The following is a 16,627-nucleotide window of genomic DNA, read 5'->3' as shown; positions in this document are numbered from 1 at the left end:
GCGGCATCACCAGAGGCGGCCTGGTGCGCTGGGCACCGGACCGCCTGGCTGGCAGTTTAGCCGTTGTTGTTGTCCAGCTTGGCGCGCAGCAGGGCGCCCAGGCTGGTGGTGCCGGCGTTCTCACGCTCGGACGTGGCCGACAGGCGCTGCATGGCTTCCTGTTGGTCGGCGTTGTCCTTGGCCTTGATCGACAGCTGGATGTTGCGGGTCTTGCGGTCGATGTTGACGATCAGGGTCGTCACTTCGTCGCCTTCCTTCAGCACGTTGCGGGCATCTTCGACGCGGTCGCGCGAGATTTCCGAAGCGCGCAGGTAGCCCAGCACGTCGTCAGCCAGTTCGATCTCGGCGCCACGGGCGTCAACCGTCTTGACCTTGCCGGTCACGGTCATGCCGCGGTCATTGACCGAGGTGTAGCTGGTGAACGGGTCGGCGTCCAGTTGCTTGATGCCCAGCGAGATGCGCTCGCGCTCGACGTCAACGGCCAGCACGATGGCTTCGACTTCCTGGCCCTTCTTGAAGTTGCGCACGGCAGCTTCGCCAGTCTCTTGCCACGACAGGTCCGACAGGTGGACCAGGCCGTCGATGCCCTGGGCCAGGCCCACGAACACGCCGAAGTCGGTGATCGACTTGACCGGACCCTTGACCTTGTCGCCGCGCTTGACGTTCTCGGCGAACTCTTCCCACGGGTTGGCCTTGCACTGCTTCATGCCCAGCGAGATGCGACGCTTCTCTTCGTCGATCTCCAGGACCATGACTTCGACCTCGTCGCCCAGCGAAACGATCTTCGAGGGAGCGACGTTCTTGTTGGTCCAGTCCATTTCGGAGACGTGCACCAGGCCTTCGATGCCCGGCTCGATCTCGACGAACGCGCCGTAGTCGGCGATGTTCGTGACCTTGCCGAACAGACGGGTGCCGGTCGGGTAGCGACGGGCCACGCCGAACCAGGGGTCGTCGCCCAGCTGCTTCAGACCCAGCGAGACGCGGTTCTTCTCGGCGTCGAACTTCAGGACCTTGGCGGTCAGCTCCTGGCCGACGGTCACCACTTCGCTCGGGTGACGGACACGGCGCCATGCCATGTCGGTGATGTGCAGCAGGCCGTCGATGCCGCCCAGGTCCACGAACGCACCGTATTCGGTGATGTTCTTGACCACGCCGTTGACGATGGCGCCTTCCGACAGCGTTTCCAGCAGCTTGGCGCGCTCTTCACCCATCGAAGCCTCGACCACCGCGCGACGCGACAGCACAACGTTGTTGCGCTTGCGGTCCAGCTTGATGACCTTGAATTCCATGGTCTTGCCCTCGAACGGGCTCATGTCCTTCACCGGGCGGGTGTCCAGCAGCGAACCGGGCAGGAAGGCGCGGATGCCGTTGACCAGGACGGTCAGGCCGCCCTTGACCTTGCCGGAGACGGTACCGGTCACGAAGTCACCCGACTCCAGAGCGGTTTCCAGCGACAGCCACGAGGCCAGGCGCTTGGCCTTGTCGCGCGACAGGATGGTGTCGCCGTAGCCGTTTTCGATGGCGTCGATCGCGACGGCAACGAAGTCACCGACGTGGACTTCCAGCTCGCCCTGGTCGTTCTTGAACTCTTCGATGGGCACATAGGCTTCGGACTTCAGGCCGGCGTTGACGACCACGAAGTTGTGCTCGACACGGACGACTTCGGCCGAGATGACCTCGCCGGAACGCATGTCAGCCTTTTGCAGCGATTCCTCGAAGAGGGCGGCGAACGATTCCATGCCAGAGGCTTGGGCGGTTTGGGTGTTGGACATTTGAGATTCCTGGGCCGGCCGACCAGCGTTAGTCGAATTCGGCAGTGTTGCAGGCGGGCCTGCGGGTTAGGTTGTAGAGATCGCCGCCCTCGATGGACTGACGTCCGAAGGGAAGGGCGGCGGGCCCGATGCCGCTTTGATGCTCAAACGCCGAGCGTCAGAACGGCCTGGCTTCAGCCCACCAAGCCAGCACCAGATCGCGAGATTCCTCGATGGTCTGGGCGGAGTTGTCGAGCATCCGCGCGTCTGCGGCAGCTTTGAGGGGCGAGGCGCTGCGACCTTTGTCGCGGGCGTCCCGGGCCTCCAAATCTTCACGCAAGCCGGCGATATTAGCCGAAATACCCTTGGAAATCAATTGCTTATGACGCCTTTCGGCGCGCGTCTGGGCGCTGGCGGTCAGGAAGACCTTGAGCGGGGCGTCGGCAAACACCATCGAGCCCATGTCCCGGCCATCGGCCACCAGGCCAGGCACCTGGCGGAAGTCCAGCTGCAGCTGGTTCAATGCGGCGCGGACTTCGGCATGGAAGGCGACCTGGGAGGCGGCCAGGCCCGAAGCTTCCTCGCGCAGGAGGTCGCTGATGTCTTCATCGGCCAGGTAGACCCGGCCCTTGCGGAAGCGCAGGTCCATGGCGGCGGCCACCTTGGCGACGGCCGGACCATCGTCCAGGTTCACGCCCTGCCGACGTGCGGCCAGACCGGCGGCCCGGTAGAGGGCGCCGGAGTCGAGCACGGCATAGCCCAACTCATGGGCGACCTCATCGGCCAACGTGCCCTTGCCCGACGCCGTGGGGCCGTCGATGGTGAGGACCGGGATGTCCTCGGTGCGGGCGGTCACGACCTCGAACAGGGTCTCGAAATAGTCCGGGAAGGTCTTGGCCACGCAATGCGGCTCGAGGATGCGCACCGGCACGGCCTGCTCGGTGACCAGGCCGTTGAAGGCCGCCAGCGAGAAGCACATGGCGACGCGATGGTCGTCGTAGGTGTGGATGGCGGCCGGCTTCCAGTCGCGCAGCGGATGGATGCGTAGCCAGTCCTGGCCTTCCTCGACCTTGGCTCCCAGCTTGCGCAACTCGGTGGCCATGGCGGCAATGCGGTCGGTTTCCTTGACGCGCCAGCTGGCGATATTGCGCAGGATGCTGGGGCCGTCGGCATAGAGCGCCATCACGGCCAGGGTCATGGCGGCGTCGGGGATGTGGTTGCAGTCCAGGTCCAGGGCCTTGAGCGGCCAGGCGCCGCGGCGGACTTCCACCGCATTGGCCTCGGCGCGCACCTCGGCGCCCATGGCCTGGGCCGCTTCGATGAAGCGCACGTCGCCTTGCAGCGATTCGCTGCCCACGCCTTCGATGCGCACGGGCGCTTCAATGGCCGCAATCGCGCCCAGCGCGACGAAGTACGAGGCCGACGAGGCATCGCCCTCCACATGAGCTTCGCCCGGCGACACAAAGCGGCTGCCGGCCGGGATGGTGAAGCGCTGCCAGCCCTCGCGCCGCACCTCGATGCCGAAGCGCTTGAGCAGCTCCAGCGTGATGTGGATGTAGGGTTTGGAGATCAGTTCGCCGACCACGTCGATGTGGACATCGTGTTCTGCCACCAGGGGCAGGGCCAGCAGCAGAGCGGTCAGGAACTGGCTGGACACGTCGCCGCGCACCCGCACCGGCTCGGCCAGCTTGAGCGGCACCGGGCCAGACAGCCGCAGTGGCGGATAGCCTTCATTGGCGAGGCAGTCGACTTGGCAGCCCAGGCCGCGCAGGGCGTCGACCAGGTCGCCGATGGGGCGCTCGTGCATGCGCGGAACGCCCGACAGCTCGAACTCACCGCCTTGCGTGGAAGCCAGCAGCGAGAGGGCCGCAGTCAGCGGCCGCATGGCGGTGCCGGCATTGCCCAGGAAGAGCTTGGCCGATTTGGTCCGCAGCTTGCCGCCTATGCCGGTCACCTTGAGGGGGCCGCCTGGCACTTGTTCGATCTGGCAACCCAGCTCCTTCAGAGCAGCCAGCATCACGGCCGTGTCGTCGGAGTCGAGCAGGTCATGGACCAGGGTCTGGCCTTCGCTCAGGCCGGCCAGCAGCAGCACGCGGTTGGAGATGCTCTTGGAGCCGGGCAGTCGGACGGTGCCGGCGGCCGCGCGCAGCGGCGGCAGGTCGAGGAAGAGAATCTTGAACATGAGGAAGACGGAAAACGGATTCGGAAAGGCCGGAGGCCGGCGAGGCTAGCGCTGCTGCGAGCGCGGCACGGTGAGCTGGCCCATCTGCCACTGGCTGCGGTCCTCGGACACCTGGCGGATCTGCTCCTCCAGCGCCGTGGCATTGCCGCTGACGATCAGCGTCTCCAGCCGGTCCAGCGCCTTGCGGAACAGGCGCGACTGCTTCAGCACCTCGGCCCGGTTGGCCATGAGGATGTCGCGCCAGACGGTGGGTTCGCTGGCGGCGATACGGGTGAAGTCCCGGAAGCCCGGGCCGGCCAGGCTGAGGTAGTCGCGGCCGACCGGCTGCTTGGCCACCGACTGGTAGAAGGCATAGGCCAGCAGATGGGGCAGGTGGCTGACGGCGGCAAAGGCGGCGTCGTGGTTCTCCGGCGTCATCTTCAGCACCTGGGTGCCCAGGGCCGACCAGACGTCGGTGGCGCGCTGGACCTGAGCCGGGATGTTCTCCGGCAGCGGCGTGATGATGATCTGCCGGCCCTGGAACAGGCTGGCGTCGGCATGCTGGATGCCGGCCGACTCCTTGCCGGCGATCGGATGGGCCGGCACGAAGGAGGCGATCTTCTCGCCCAGGACTCGGCGTGCGGCCTCGACCACGTCGGTCTTGGTCGAGCCCACATCCATGAACAGCGTGCCCGGCGTGACCAGGTGGCGGATCGCCTTGAGCGTGGGCTCTGTGGCCGAGACTGGTACCGATAGCAAGACGATGTCGGAGCTGGACACAGCCAGCAGCGCCGACTCGGCCGCCACGTCGATCACGCCCATGCGCTTGGCAGTCTCGGTGGTCGAGGGCGACTTGCTGTAACCCACGACGCGCTTGACCAGACCGGCCTTCTTGAGCGCCAGCGCGAACGAGCCGCCCATCAAGCCGCAACCGATGACGCCGAGCTGGTTGAACATGGAAATACCGCCTTGTCCTGACTCAGTGCACGTCTAGAGGATACGTGCCCAGCAGCTTGAAGTAGGCACAGACGGCGCGCAAGTCGCGCAGCGCACTGGCCATATTGGGCTGCTGGGGGTGGCCCTGCAGGTCGATGTAGAAGTAGTACTCCCACTGGCCCGACCGCGCCGGCCGCGATTCGAAGCGCGACATCGAGACGCCGTTCTCCTTCAGCGGCACCAGCATGTCGTGCACCGCGCCCGGCTTGTTGACCACCGAGACCACCAGGCTGGTGCAGTCGTGGCCCGAGGCCTGCGGCGCCGGGTGGCGGTCCGGGTGGGTGACGATGGCGAAGCGCGTGCGGTTGTGGGCGTCGTCCTGGATGGCCGGTGCCACGATGTGCAGACCGTATTCGCTGCCGGCGCGTTCGCTGGCCACGGCCGCCAGGCGGGTGTCCAGCGCGGCCAGGCGTGCGCCCTCGGCGTTGCTGGAGACCGGGCGGCGTTCGGCATGCGGCAGGTGAGTGGACAGCCAGCCATGGCACTGGGCCAGGGCCTGCGGATGGGCGCAGACGGCCTGGATGTCTTCCAGCGAGTTGTCCTTGCGCAGCAGGTTGTGGCGCACGAACAGACTGGTCTCGCCGATGATGAACAGCGGCGTGGTCAGGAACAGGTCCAGCGAACGGGCGACCACGCCTTCGGTCGAGTTCTCGACCGGCACCACGCCGAAATCGGCCGCGCCGGCGGTCGTGGTGCGGAACACCTCGTCGATGCTGGTGCAAGGCACGGGAACAATGGAGCTGCCGAAATAGCCGAGGGCGGCCTGCTCGGAAAACGTGCCGGCGGGGCCCAGGTAGGCCACGCGCGTGGGCGTCTCCAGCGAGCGGCAGGCCGACATGATCTCGCGCCAGATCGGCGCCACGGATTCGCTCCTCAGCGGGCCGCCGTTGAGCTGCTTCAGGCCTTCTATGACCTGGGCCTCGCGCTCGGGGCGGAATACCACCGAGCCTTCCTTCTTCTTCAGTTCGCCAACTTCTTGCGCCAGTGCGGCGCGCCTGTTGACGAGGTCCAGCAGTTCGCGGTCGACCGCGTCGATTTTTTCGCGCAGCGCCAGCAGCGCCGGATCGGGTGTGGCGGGGGCGCCATCAGCCATGTTGAGCCTCGAAGTCTTTCAGGTAGGTGCACAGCGCCTGCACGCCCTCGAGCGGCATGGCGTTGTAAATCGATGCACGCATGCCTCCCACCGACTTGTGGCCTTTGAGTTGCAGCAATCCATGGGCCTTCGCTCCGGTGAGGAAGGCCTCGTTCAGTCGCTCGTCGCGAAGATAGAAAGGGATGTTCATCCGCGAGCGGCAGTTCGCCGCCACGCGGTTCTCGTACAGGGTCGAGCCGTCCAGCGTCGCGTAGAGCAGGGCGGCCTTGTCGATGTTGCGCTGCTCGATGGCGGCCAGGCCGGTCTTGCCGGCATGGCCGAACCGCTTGAGCCACTGGAACACCAGACCGGCCACGTAGATGCCGAAGGTGGGCGGCGTGTTGAACATCGAATCAGCGTTGGCCACGGTCTTGTAGTCAAAGGCCGAGGGGCAGATGGGCAGGGCATGGCCCAGCAGGTCTTCGCGCACCACGACGATGGTCAGGCCGGCCGGGCCTATGTTCTTCTGCGCACCGCCGAAGGCCAGGCCCACGCGCGACCAGTCGACGCTGCGCGACAGCACGTGGGAGGAGAAGTCGATCACCAACGGCGCGTCCGAGCCCAAGGCTTTCAGGTCGGGCAGCTCGTGGAACTCCAGGCCGTCAATGGTCTCGTTGGTGCAGACGTGGACGTAGCTCGCGTCGCTGCGCAGCTGCCAGCTGCCGGGCGAAGGGATCTCGCGATGGCCACCATCGGCATTGCTGGCCGCGATCTGCACGTCGGCATAGCGCCGGGCTTCGTCGGCGCTCTTCTTGGACCACGAGCCGGTGACCACAGCATCGACCTTGCCGGCCGGCTTCAGCTTCGCCAGGTTCAGCGGCACGATGGCGTTCTCGCCCAGGCCGCCCCCCTGCATGAACAGGATGCGGAAGTTCGCCGGCACGGCGATCAACTCGCGCAGATCGGCGACGGCCGCGTCGTAGATGGAGATGAACTCGCGGCCGCGATGGCTCATCTCCATCACGCTCATCCCCGAGCCCTGCCAGTCCAGCATCTCCTCGGCCACCTGCTTCAGCACCTCCTCGGGAAGCGTGGCGGGACCGGCGGAGAAGTTGTACGGGCGTTGGCTCATCGGGAGAGGCGGGACGGCTTGTAGGAGGCTACTTCTTGGCGGCGGGCTTGCTGGCCGGTGTGCTGCCGGCAGCGGCCGGCGGCGGCTGCAGGCCCAGGTGCTTGATGATGCTGCCTTGCAGGCTGCGCAACCGGTTGTTCAACGTGGGCCCGACTTCGGCGACCACCTTGTCCTGCAGGCTCTTGCCCAGCTCCGGGCTGATCGCGTCGAACTTCTTGGCCGTCGGCGATTCGAGCCAGGCGACGATCTGGCGCAGCTCGTCCTCCGTGAAGCGCTCGTCCAGCTGCTTGCCCACGGTCTCCGGGGCCAGCTTGACGATGCGGTCGCGGATCAAGGGCACCGATTCATCGGCGTACTTCTTGACCTCGGCCTCGATGGCCTTGCTCACCGCTTCTCGCTTGCTTTCGGGTACCTGGCCCATCGCAATGCGGACCTCCTGGCCCATGGCCACGAGGGGCTGCGACACCATGCCACGCGCCATGACCTCGGCACTGGCCGTCTGGATGGCCAGCAGCTTGGCGATCAGTTCCTTCTTGGCCGGTGAGGCCGCAGGTGTCGAGGCAGCGCTCTGGGCGCTGGCCAGCGTCGAAACTGCCATGGCCAGTGCGGCCACCAGGATCTTCGGGCTCATCTTGCGCATCATTCCTTGTCGGTGGTGTCGTCGGCGGCGGGCGTGTCGGCGTCGCCTTCGCCGCCTTGTTCATTGGCATCGTTCTCGACGATGCGTTGCAGGCCCGACAGCTTGGCGCCGTCGTCCAGCGCGATCAGGGTGACGCCCTGCGTGGCGCGGCCCAGCTCGCGGATCTCGGCGACGCGGGTGCGCACCAGCACGCCCTTGTCGGTGATCAGCATGATCTCGTCGTCGGAATGCACCAGGGTGGCGGCCACGACCTTGCCGTTGCGCTCGCTCTGCTGGATGGCGATCATGCCCTTGGTGCCACGGCCGTGGCGCGTGTACTCGACGATGGCGGTGCGCTTGCCGTAGCCGTTCTCGGTGGCGGTGAGCACGCTCTGGTTCTCGTCCTCGGCCACCAGCATGGCGATCAGGCGCTGGTCGGGTTCGAGCATCATGCCGCGCACGCCGCGGGCCTGGCGGCCCATGGGACGCACGTCGTCTTCGTCGAAGCGCACGGCCTTGCCACCGTCGCTGAACAGCATCACGTCGTGCTTGCCATCGGTCAGGGCGGCGCCGATCAGGTAGTCGCCCTCATCGAGGTCGACCGCAATGATGCCGGCCTTGCGCGGGTTGCTGAAGTCCTTCAGCGAGGTCTTCTTGACCGTGCCCAGGGCGGTGGCCATGAAGATGTAGTGATCTTCCGGGAAGACGCGGAATTCGCCGGTCAGCGGCAGCACCACGGTGATCTTCTCGTCCTGTTGCAGCGGGAACATGTTGACGATGGGCTTGCCACGCGAATTGCGCGAGCCCTGCGGCACTTCCCAGACCTTTAGCCAGTAGACGCGGCCGCGGTTGGAGAAGCACAGGATCCAGTCGTGCGTGTTGGCGATGAAGAGCTGGTCGATCCAGTCGTCGTCCTTGGTCGCCGTGGCCTGCTTGCCGCGGCCGCCGCGGCGCTGCGAGCGGTACTCGCTCAGCGCCTGGCTCTTGATGTAGCCGGTGTGCGAGAGCGTCACCACCATGTCGGTGGGCGTGATCAGGTCTTCGGTGCCCAGCTCCTGGGCGTTGTGCTCGATCACGCTGCGGCGGGCGCCCAGCTTGGTCTGGCCGAACTCCAGTTTCACTTGCATCAGCTCTTCGCTGATGATGGTGGTCACGCGGGCCGGCTTGGCCAGGATGTCCAGCAGATCGGCGATCTGCGCCATCACTTCCTTGTACTCGGCGACGATCTTGTCCTGCTCCAGGCCGGTCAGGCGCTGCAGACGCATCTGCAGGATTTCGCTGGCCTGGTCGTCGGACAGGCGGTAGAGGCCGTCTTCCTGCATGCCGTAGGAGACCGGCAGGCCCTCCGGGCGGTAGGCGGCGCTGCCGCCTTCGGCGCGAGTGAGCATCTCGCGAACCAGCGAGGAGTCCCAGCTCTTGCTCATCAGCGCGGCCTTGGCGACTGGCGGCGTCGGCGAGTTTTTGATGGTCTCGATGAACTCGTCGATGTTGGCCAGGGCCACGGCCAGGCCTTCCAGCACATGACCGCGCTCGCGGGCCTTGCGCAGCTCGAACACCGTGCGTCGGGTCACAACCTCGCGGCGATGCTCAAGGAAGACCGTGATCAGGTCCTTGAGATTGCACAGCTTGGGCTGACCGTCGATCAGCGCCACCATGTTCATGCCGAAGCTGTCCTGCAGCTGGGTCTGCTTGTACAGGTTGTTCAGCACCACCTCGGGCACTTCGCCGCGCTTGAGCTCGATGACGACGCGCATGCCGGACTTGTCCGACTCGTCCTGGATGTGGCTGATGCCCTCGATCTTCTTCTCGTGGACCAGCTCGGCGATGCGTTCCAGCAGCGTCTTCTTGTTAACTTGATACGGAATCTCGTCAACGATGATGGCCTGGCGCGAGCCGCGGTCGATGTCCTCGAAATGGACCTTGGCGCGCATTACGACCTTGCCGCGGCCGGTGCGGTAGCCGTCGCGCACGCCGTTGATGCCGTAGATGATGCCGGCGGTGGGGAAGTCCGGCGCCGGCATGATTTCCATCAGCTCGTCGATCGAGCAGTCCGGGTTCTTCAGCGAATGCAGGCAGGCGTCGACAACCTCATTGAGGTTGTGCGGCGGGATGTTGGTGGCCATGCCCACGGCAATGCCCGACGAGCCGTTGACCAGCAGGTTGGGCAGGCGCGTCGGCAATACCAGCGGCTCTTTTTCCTGGCCGTCGTAATTGGGTCCGAAGTCGACGGTTTCCTTGTCGATATCGGCCAGCAATTCATGGGCGATCTTGGACAGGCGGATTTCGGTATATCGCATGGCCGCGGCGTTATCGCCGTCAACCGAACCGAAATTGCCCTGACCATCAATCAGCATGTGGCGCAGCGAGAAATCCTGGGCCATACGGACCACGGTGTCGTAGACCGCACTGTCGCCGTGAGGGTGGTACTTACCGATGACGTCACCGACGATACGGGCCGATTTCTTGTACGGCCGGTTCCAGTCGTTGTTCAACTCGTGCATCGCGTACAGCACGCGACGGTGCACCGGCTTCAGGCCGTCACGGGCGTCGGGCAGGGCGCGGCCGACGATCACGCTCATCGCGTAATCGAGGTAGGAGCGACGCATCTCCTCCTCGAGACTGATGGGCAGGGTTTCCTTGGCAAACTGGGTCATGCGCAGGGCGCGGCAAACTCCTTGAAGAGCCTGCCGAAAGACGTTGGATCGGAACCGTGGATTCTATTCGCGGCGCGCTGTAGTACCTGCGCAACAACGGTGCGACAGCGCCCAGCGGTGGGGCGCCACAATGCAGGCGGTCAGGTGCCCTATGGCACAATCGTCGAGTCCCTGGGAGAAACCCGCATGAGCGGCTTTCTTCTTTGGTTATCTACCCGGTTTATGGGCACTCTCGCAGGGCAACTGCGGCATTCCTTGAGAGGAGAATCATGAAGAAATTGAATCGCGTGGCGTCGCTGTTCGCAGTCGCACTTGTCGCCAGCTCGGGTGCTTTCGCTCAAGCAGCCTCGGCACCGCAAGTGATCGACAACTGGCGCGCCACCGACGGCTCCGTCTGGAAGAACGGCACCAACGAATACTGCTGGCGCGACAACTTCTGGACCCCGGCCACTGCCGCCAAGGATTGCGACGGCGCTCCGAAGCCCGCTCCGGTTGCCGCACCGGCGCCCGCTCCTAAGCCTGCTCCCGCCCCGGCTCCTGCTCCTGCCCCGGCTCCCAAGCCCGCTCCGGCTGCTCCTGCAGCTCCTGTCAGCGAAAAGGTCACTTTCGCTGCTGACGCCTTCTTTGATTTCGACAAGGCTGTGCTGAAGCCCGAAGCCAAGGCCAAGCTGGAAGACCTGGTCAGCAAGACCAAGGGTATCAACCTCGAAGTGATCATCGCCGTCGGCCACACCGACAGCGTCGGTAGCGACGAGTACAACCAGAAGCTGTCGGTGCGCCGTTCGGAAGCCGTCAAGGCCTTCCTGACCAGCCTGGGCGTGGAGAAGAACCGCGTCTACACCGAAGGCAAGGGCGAGAAGCAGCCCGTGGCCGACAACAAGACCACCGAAGGTCGCGCCAAGAACCGCCGCGTCGAAATCGAAGTGGTCGGCACGCGCAACCGCTAAGCCACCGCTCGATCCGTCGAGTCAGAAGCCCCGCTCCGGCGGGGCTTTTTACTTTCCGCCTTCCGCTACGATTGCGCCCGCCATGACGATCAATGCCGACCCCCAAGAGCTGGCCAAATTCGGCGAGCTGGCCCACCGCTGGTGGGATCCCGAGAGCGAATTCAAGCCGCTGCACCAGATCAATCCGCTGCGCCTGGCCTGGATAGAGGGGCTCAGCCCGCTGGCCGGCAAGCAGGTGCTGGACGTCGGTTGTGGCGGCGGCATCCTCGCCGACTCCATGGCTCGCAAGGGCGCCCAGGTGCTAGGTATCGACCTCTCGACCAAGCCGCTCAAGGTAGCCCAGCTGCATGCCATGGAAGCCGGCACCGAGAACATCGATTACCGCGAAGTGGCGGTCGAAGCGCTGGCCGCCGAGAGGCCGGCCAGCTTCGACGTGGTGACCTGCATGGAAATGCTCGAGCATGTGCCTGACCCCGCCTCAGTGGTGCAGGCTTGCGCCACCCTGGTCAAGCCGGGCGGCTGGATCTACATGTCCACGCTGAATCGCAACTTCAAGTCCTTCATGCTCGCCATCATTGGCGCCGAGTACGTGCTAAAGATGCTGCCAGCCGGTACTCACGAATACGCCCGTTTCATCAAGCCTTCCGAGCTGGCCCAGTATTGCCGCAACGCAGGCCTGGAACTGCACAGCAGCAAGGGCCTGAGCTACAACCCGTTGAATCAGCGCTACAGCCTGGGTGCGGATACCGACGTGAACTACCTGCTGGCGCTGCGCAAACCGGCATGAGCGCTGTGATGCAGGCGATGCGTGGCGGCGGCCTGGTCGAGCCGCCCGCGCTGGAGGGCGTCCGCGCCGTCTTGTTCGACCTGGACGGCACGCTGGTCGATAGCGCACCGGACTTGGCTGGCGCGACCAACGAGATGCGGATCGCGCGTGGCTTGCCAGCCCTGCCGGTCGACTACCTGCGGCCCATGGTTGGCGCTGGCGCGCGCGGCATGATGGGCCTGGCCTTTCAGGTGACGCCCCAGGACGCAAGTTTCCCGGCCTTGAAGGCGGAGTTCTTTGACCGCTACGAGCAGCGCCTGCTGGCCGAGACTCTGCCGTTCGACGGCGTGCCGGAGATGCTTGACGTGCTGGCGGCCGCGGGCCTGGCCTGGGGCATCGTCACCAACAAGTCCGAGCGATTCGCCCTGCCGCTGACTGCCGGGTTGGGCCTGGCAGCACGTGCAGCGGCGGTGATCGGTGGCGACACAACGCCCCATACCAAGCCCCACCCGGCGCCCTTGCTGGAAGCGGCGCACCGTGCCGGCGTTGCGCCGGAGCATTGCATCTATGTCGGCGACGATGAGCGCGATATCCAAGCCGGGCGTGCTGCCGGCATGCGCACCGTGGCCGTGTCCTGGGGCTATCTGGGCCAGGGTCTGTCGGTGAGTGAATGGGGGGCTGACCTGCTGATCGACAACCCGGCTGAACTGCTCGCGGCACTCGGTCTCGCGTGATGTTCATCACGCGGCCGGGCACGCTGGCGCCAGCCGTCGGTGTGCCGTGCCCGCTTGTCGGGCGGTGGGCTGCGCCGCGCCGACGGTTTCGCTAGAGTGGCTTTCGTCTGATGCCTGGGTCACAACAGGCATGGGCAAACCCATCGAAAGGTGGGGGCGCAAAGTCGCGGGCCTAACGACGCATGGCGTCCATGGCAGCCGGACCGCCAGACCGGCGCTCTATGCCTCCACGCTTTCATGGTCCTCTTGGCTTGACCGGCAGTACCCATGAAACAGCGACACCCACATCCCATTTCCGCACTGCTGCTGGGCGGCCTCGCGCTGTCGGCATCCCTGTTGATGCTCTCGGCCTGTGGCGGCGGGGGCGGCGGTGGCGGTGCCTCTGGTGCTTCCTCGATTCAGGCTGGCGGCAATAGCAACAACAGCGGCCCGCCGACCAATACCATCACCGGTACGGTCAGCTTCAACGGCCAGCCGCTGTCCGGCGTCACCATCACGGCTTGGAACACCAATACCAACAAGGTGTTCCAGGTCACGACCACGGACGCCTCAGGCAACTACCGCATCGTCGACCTGCCGACCGGCTGGAATGCCACGCCGAACTATCAGCTCTGGGCCAGCAAGGACGGCTACGGCTTCAGCGCCCAGCTGAGCGCCAGCAGCGACGTGGCCAGCGTCACTCGTTCCGACTACACGGGCCAGTACAGCGGCGTCTGGTCGGGCATCTACAAGACCGTCGTCAACTTCGATTCGCTGGCGAACAAGTCGGTCACCGGCGCCAATTTCACGGCCTATGACGGTGGTAGCCGTGGCCTGGTCAGCTTGTCGGCGACCGGCCAAAAGCGCAGCTACGCTGCAGGCGACGATGGGGACCGGGCATCCGGCATCGCCGCGCCGGCCCAGCGCTTCGTCGATCTGGGCGACGGTACGGTCAACGACAAGTTGACCGGCCTAATCTGGCTGAAAAATGCCGGCTGCCTCAAGCCCTCGCTGTGGGAGTCGGCGCTTCAGCAGGTGGGTCAATTGGCCCATGGAAGTTGCGGACTCAGCGACAACTCCACGGCCGGCCAATGGCGGGTGCCCAACCTGGTCGAACTCGAAAGCCTGATCGACGTGGCTCAGCACAGCCCGGCCCTGCCGAATGCTCATCCTTTCGTGCAGGTTTCGAACGGCCTGTACTGGACCTCGACCTCGTACTTCGGCGGCCAGGGCGGATCTCCAAATGCCTGGGCGGTTCGGCTGGACGATGGACGCTACGTGAACGACTCCGTCAGCAACCTCAAGGCGAGTTCGCTCAATGGCGTATGGGCGGTCAAGAACGGAATCGGCAACGGCCTGATCAAGCTCCAGGCCAGTGGCGCCTACGTCTCATTCACCAAGGGCGATGACGGCGGCCTGCATCTCGGCGTGCCGCTGACCTACCAGCGCTGGATAGACAAGGGCGATGGCACGCTGCTGGATACGGTGACCGGCCTGACCTGGCTCAAGATGGCAGACTGCATCCACAAGCCCTGGGTCGAGGCCGTTGCAGCAGTCAACGTGCTCGCCAGCGGGCAGTGCGGCCTCAGCGATGGATCCAAGGCCGGCGCCTGGCGCATGCCCAATCGCAAAGAGCTGCAAAGCCTGGCCGACCGCGCCATGAACAACCACTCGGATTTCTTCAACAGCAACTACGTCAACACCGTCGGCGTCGGATCGCAGGCCCCGGTCTTCGGCCGCTTTATCACCAGCGAGTATTACTGGACGTCGAGCACGCTGGCGGCGGATCCCGCGCTCGTCTGGACCGTCTACAGCTGCGACTACGGCACCTATGAAATGCCCAAGACCGCGCCGGGCTACACGCTGGCGGTCCGCTAGCTCATGCGGCACTTGAAGTCCGCGCGGCTGGTATCATCTGCGCTCTTCAGGGGCCGACCCGGTTTCGACGTGGGTGCGGATCCGAAGTAGGGCATGCCGAGCACCAGTCCGCTCGTAAATCCACTGGAACAAACTAACTGCAAACGACGAAAAGTTTGCCCTCGCTGCTTAACTAGCACGAGGCTCCGCAACAGTTGGCCTATGGGCTGGGGTGGCAACACCTGCGGAGTCATTCACATAGGCTGGTTGCCAGGCGGGCTGCACGTCCGGCAACGAGATCTCGCAGCTGGCGGTGTTGAAAGCGTGCTCCTGCGCGTTCACGCCGTGAGAATCAAATCAGAGGGCTAAGCATGTAGAACTGCTCGGTGATGGCTTGCGGACGGGGGTTCAATTCCCCCCGGCTCCACCACTTACAGGCCCGTACGGGGCCGCAACTGACTAAGGCGCTAAGCAAATCAAAGGCTTAGCGCCTTTTTCTTTGCCGCATAGCGCTGCATGAGGTCGCTTGCATCTGGATAACTGCCGGACAACAATGCGGATAACTGGCCCGAACGAGACAGTAGATAGGGGAAAGTTGTCCGGTATGGCTGCGATCGAGACCCTGACAGACAAGACGATTCAGGCGGCGCTCAAGGCGGCCAAAGCCGAAGGCAAGGCCAAGACCATCAGCGACGGCGGCGGGCTGACTTTGCAGGCGCAGCCCAGCGGCATCGGATGGTGGCGTCTGCGGTACTGGATCGACTCCCGCGAAAACAGGCTGAGCCTGGGGACCTATCCGGTGATCAGCCTAGCGCTAGCGCGTGAAAAGCGTCGCGATGCCGTGAAGCTCAAGGCCGAAGGCATAGACCCGAGCAACGAGCGTAAGGCTGCTAAGCGGGTCCGGACGGAGCGGGCTGCAAAGGAGCGTGCCCTGGCTAGCGGTGAGGCTCTTCCCGGATCGTTTCAGGCGGTGGCATTGGAATGGTTGGCCCATGTGCACGAAGCCAAGGTCAGTGAGAGTCACGCAGCCCGCACGCGGATCCGTTTCGAACAAGACGTGTTCCCATGGCTTGGCGCGCGGCCGATGGGCGAAATCGATGCGCCGGAACTCCTGACTGTTCTTCGCCGTGTCGTAGGGCGAGGGGCCATCGAGACTGCGCATCGCGTCAAAGACGCTTGCGGGCAAGTTTTTCGCTACGGAGTAGCGTCGGGGCATTGCGAGCGCAACCCTGCTGCCGATCTACGTGACGCCCTCCCACCGGTGCAAACGAAGCACCTCGCGGCCATCGTTGATCCAAAGCAAGTCGGAGCGCTGTTGCGCGACATGGCCTCTTATGACGGTCACCCGGTTACGCGCGCGGCCTTGGCACTCTCGTCCATGCTGTTGTTGCGTCCTGGCGAGCTTCGCCACATGGAATGGGTCTGGATCGACTTCGACGCTGCCGTGCTTTCGGTACCCGCCGAGGTGATGAAGCGCAGCAAAGCGGACAAGGCAAATGGCCCTCCACATGTGGTCCCGCTCGCGCCGCAGGCGGTCGCTGTTCTAGAAGAAATCAAGCCGCTGTCGGGCTCAGGTCGCTTTGTGTTCCCGGCGCTGACTTCGAGACAGCGCTGCATGAGTGAGAACACGGTCCGCAGCGCCTTGCGTCGCATGGGCTATGGCAATGACGACATGACCGCACATGGCTTTAGGGCGACCGCGCGCACGATGGCTGCTGAGCGCTTGGGGATTGCGCCTGAGGTCATTGAGGCCCAGCTCGGACACGCTGTGCCAGATGCACTTGGCAGGGCTTACAACCGAACGCAGTACCTTGCTCAGCGGCGTGAGTTGATGGTTGCCTGGGCGGACTATTTGGATGTGCTGCGCAAAGGCGCCTCTGTCATTCCTTTGGCGGGGCGCGTAGCGTGAAGTCGCCGATGCATGCTGAATCCCGGCAAGCCTTTACTGCAAGGGTCTCC

At 64.9% G+C, this 16,627-nt stretch carries 12 protein-coding genes, 1 other RNA gene and 1 riboswitch; of the genes, 6 read left to right on the top strand and 7 right to left on the bottom strand.

Features of this window, described 5'->3' with window-relative positions; all coding sequences use genetic code 11:
* Nucleotides 1-56: 56 nt before the first annotated feature.
* The 7 genes from rpsA to gyrA all read right to left on the bottom strand — a co-directional run bounded on the left by rpsA (nt 57) and on the right by gyrA (nt 10,385).
* A complete protein-coding gene (gene rpsA / locus QT382_RS05625; RefSeq protein ID WP_289254696.1) occupies nt 57-1,817 on the bottom strand; it encodes a 30S ribosomal protein S1 in 1,761 nt (586 codons plus the stop codon).
* Between the two features lie 112 nt (nt 1,818-1,929).
* On the bottom strand, nt 1,930-3,933 hold the full coding sequence (locus QT382_RS05620) for a bifunctional 3-phosphoshikimate 1-carboxyvinyltransferase/cytidylate kinase (RefSeq protein ID WP_289253056.1): 2,004 nt from the start codon (nt 3,931-3,933) through the stop codon (nt 1,930-1,932).
* Between the two features lie 45 nt (nt 3,934-3,978).
* Nucleotides 3,979-4,869, bottom strand: coding sequence for a prephenate dehydrogenase (locus tag QT382_RS05615; RefSeq protein ID WP_289253055.1), 891 nt, complete (start codon nt 4,867-4,869; stop codon nt 3,979-3,981).
* 22 nt (nt 4,870-4,891) lie between these two features.
* Nucleotides 4,892-6,001, bottom strand: coding sequence for a prephenate dehydratase (pheA, locus tag QT382_RS05610; RefSeq protein ID WP_289253054.1), 1,110 nt, complete (start codon nt 5,999-6,001; stop codon nt 4,892-4,894).
* On the bottom strand, nt 5,994-7,112 hold the full coding sequence (gene serC / locus QT382_RS05605) for a 3-phosphoserine/phosphohydroxythreonine transaminase (protein WP_289253053.1): 1,119 nt from the start codon (nt 7,110-7,112) through the stop codon (nt 5,994-5,996). Before serC ends, pheA begins: the two co-directional genes overlap by 8 nt.
* Nucleotides 7,113-7,140: 28 nt before the next feature.
* A complete protein-coding gene (locus tag QT382_RS05600; protein WP_289253052.1) occupies nt 7,141-7,743 on the bottom strand; it encodes a DUF2059 domain-containing protein in 603 nt (200 codons plus the stop codon).
* 8 nt (nt 7,744-7,751) lie between these two features.
* On the bottom strand, nt 7,752-10,385 hold the full coding sequence (gene gyrA, locus QT382_RS05595) for a DNA gyrase subunit A (RefSeq protein ID WP_289253051.1): 2,634 nt from the start codon (nt 10,383-10,385) through the stop codon (nt 7,752-7,754).
* A 269-nt stretch (nt 10,386-10,654) separates the two neighbouring features.
* On the opposite strand from gyrA, the gene ompA reads away from it, so the two are divergent.
* The 6 genes from ompA to QT382_RS05565 all read left to right on the top strand — a co-directional run bounded on the left by ompA (nt 10,655) and on the right by QT382_RS05565 (nt 16,577).
* Nucleotides 10,655-11,332 carry an outer membrane protein OmpA gene (ompA, locus tag QT382_RS05590; protein ID WP_289253050.1) on the top strand — a complete coding sequence of 226 codons (678 nt, stop codon included), beginning with the start codon at nt 10,655-10,657 and terminating at the stop codon, nt 11,330-11,332.
* An 82-nt stretch (nt 11,333-11,414) separates the two neighbouring features.
* Nucleotides 11,415-12,119 carry a bifunctional 2-polyprenyl-6-hydroxyphenol methylase/3-demethylubiquinol 3-O-methyltransferase UbiG gene (gene ubiG / locus QT382_RS05585; protein WP_289253049.1) on the top strand — a complete coding sequence of 235 codons (705 nt, stop codon included), beginning with the start codon at nt 11,415-11,417 and terminating at the stop codon, nt 12,117-12,119.
* A 17-nt stretch (nt 12,120-12,136) separates the two neighbouring features.
* The gene (gene gph / locus QT382_RS05580) at nt 12,137-12,832 is read left to right on the top strand and encodes a phosphoglycolate phosphatase (RefSeq protein ID WP_289254695.1); all 696 of its coding nucleotides are present in this window, start codon (nt 12,137-12,139) and stop codon (nt 12,830-12,832) included.
* Between the two features lie 123 nt (nt 12,833-12,955).
* Nucleotides 12,956-13,043, top strand: a riboswitch (cyclic di-GMP riboswitch).
* Between the two features lie 56 nt (nt 13,044-13,099).
* A complete protein-coding gene (locus QT382_RS05575) occupies nt 13,100-14,689 on the top strand; it encodes an Lcl domain-containing protein (protein WP_289253048.1) in 1,590 nt (529 codons plus the stop codon).
* Nucleotides 14,690-14,738: 49 nt separating this feature from the next.
* Nucleotides 14,739-15,098, top strand: a transfer-messenger RNA (tmRNA) gene (gene ssrA / locus QT382_RS05570).
* Between the two features lie 174 nt (nt 15,099-15,272).
* Nucleotides 15,273-16,577, top strand: coding sequence for a tyrosine-type recombinase/integrase (locus QT382_RS05565; protein ID WP_289254694.1), 1,305 nt, complete (start codon nt 15,273-15,275; stop codon nt 16,575-16,577).
* The last annotated feature ends 50 nt before the right edge of the window (nt 16,578-16,627 follow it).

The sequence above is a fragment of the Pelomonas sp. SE-A7 genome (assembly GCF_030345705.1).
Taxonomy (GTDB): Bacteria; Pseudomonadota; Gammaproteobacteria; order Burkholderiales; family Burkholderiaceae_C; genus JAUASW01.
The sequence above is the reverse complement of the archived record's forward strand: the minus strand, read 5'-3'. Positions and strand labels throughout refer to the sequence as shown.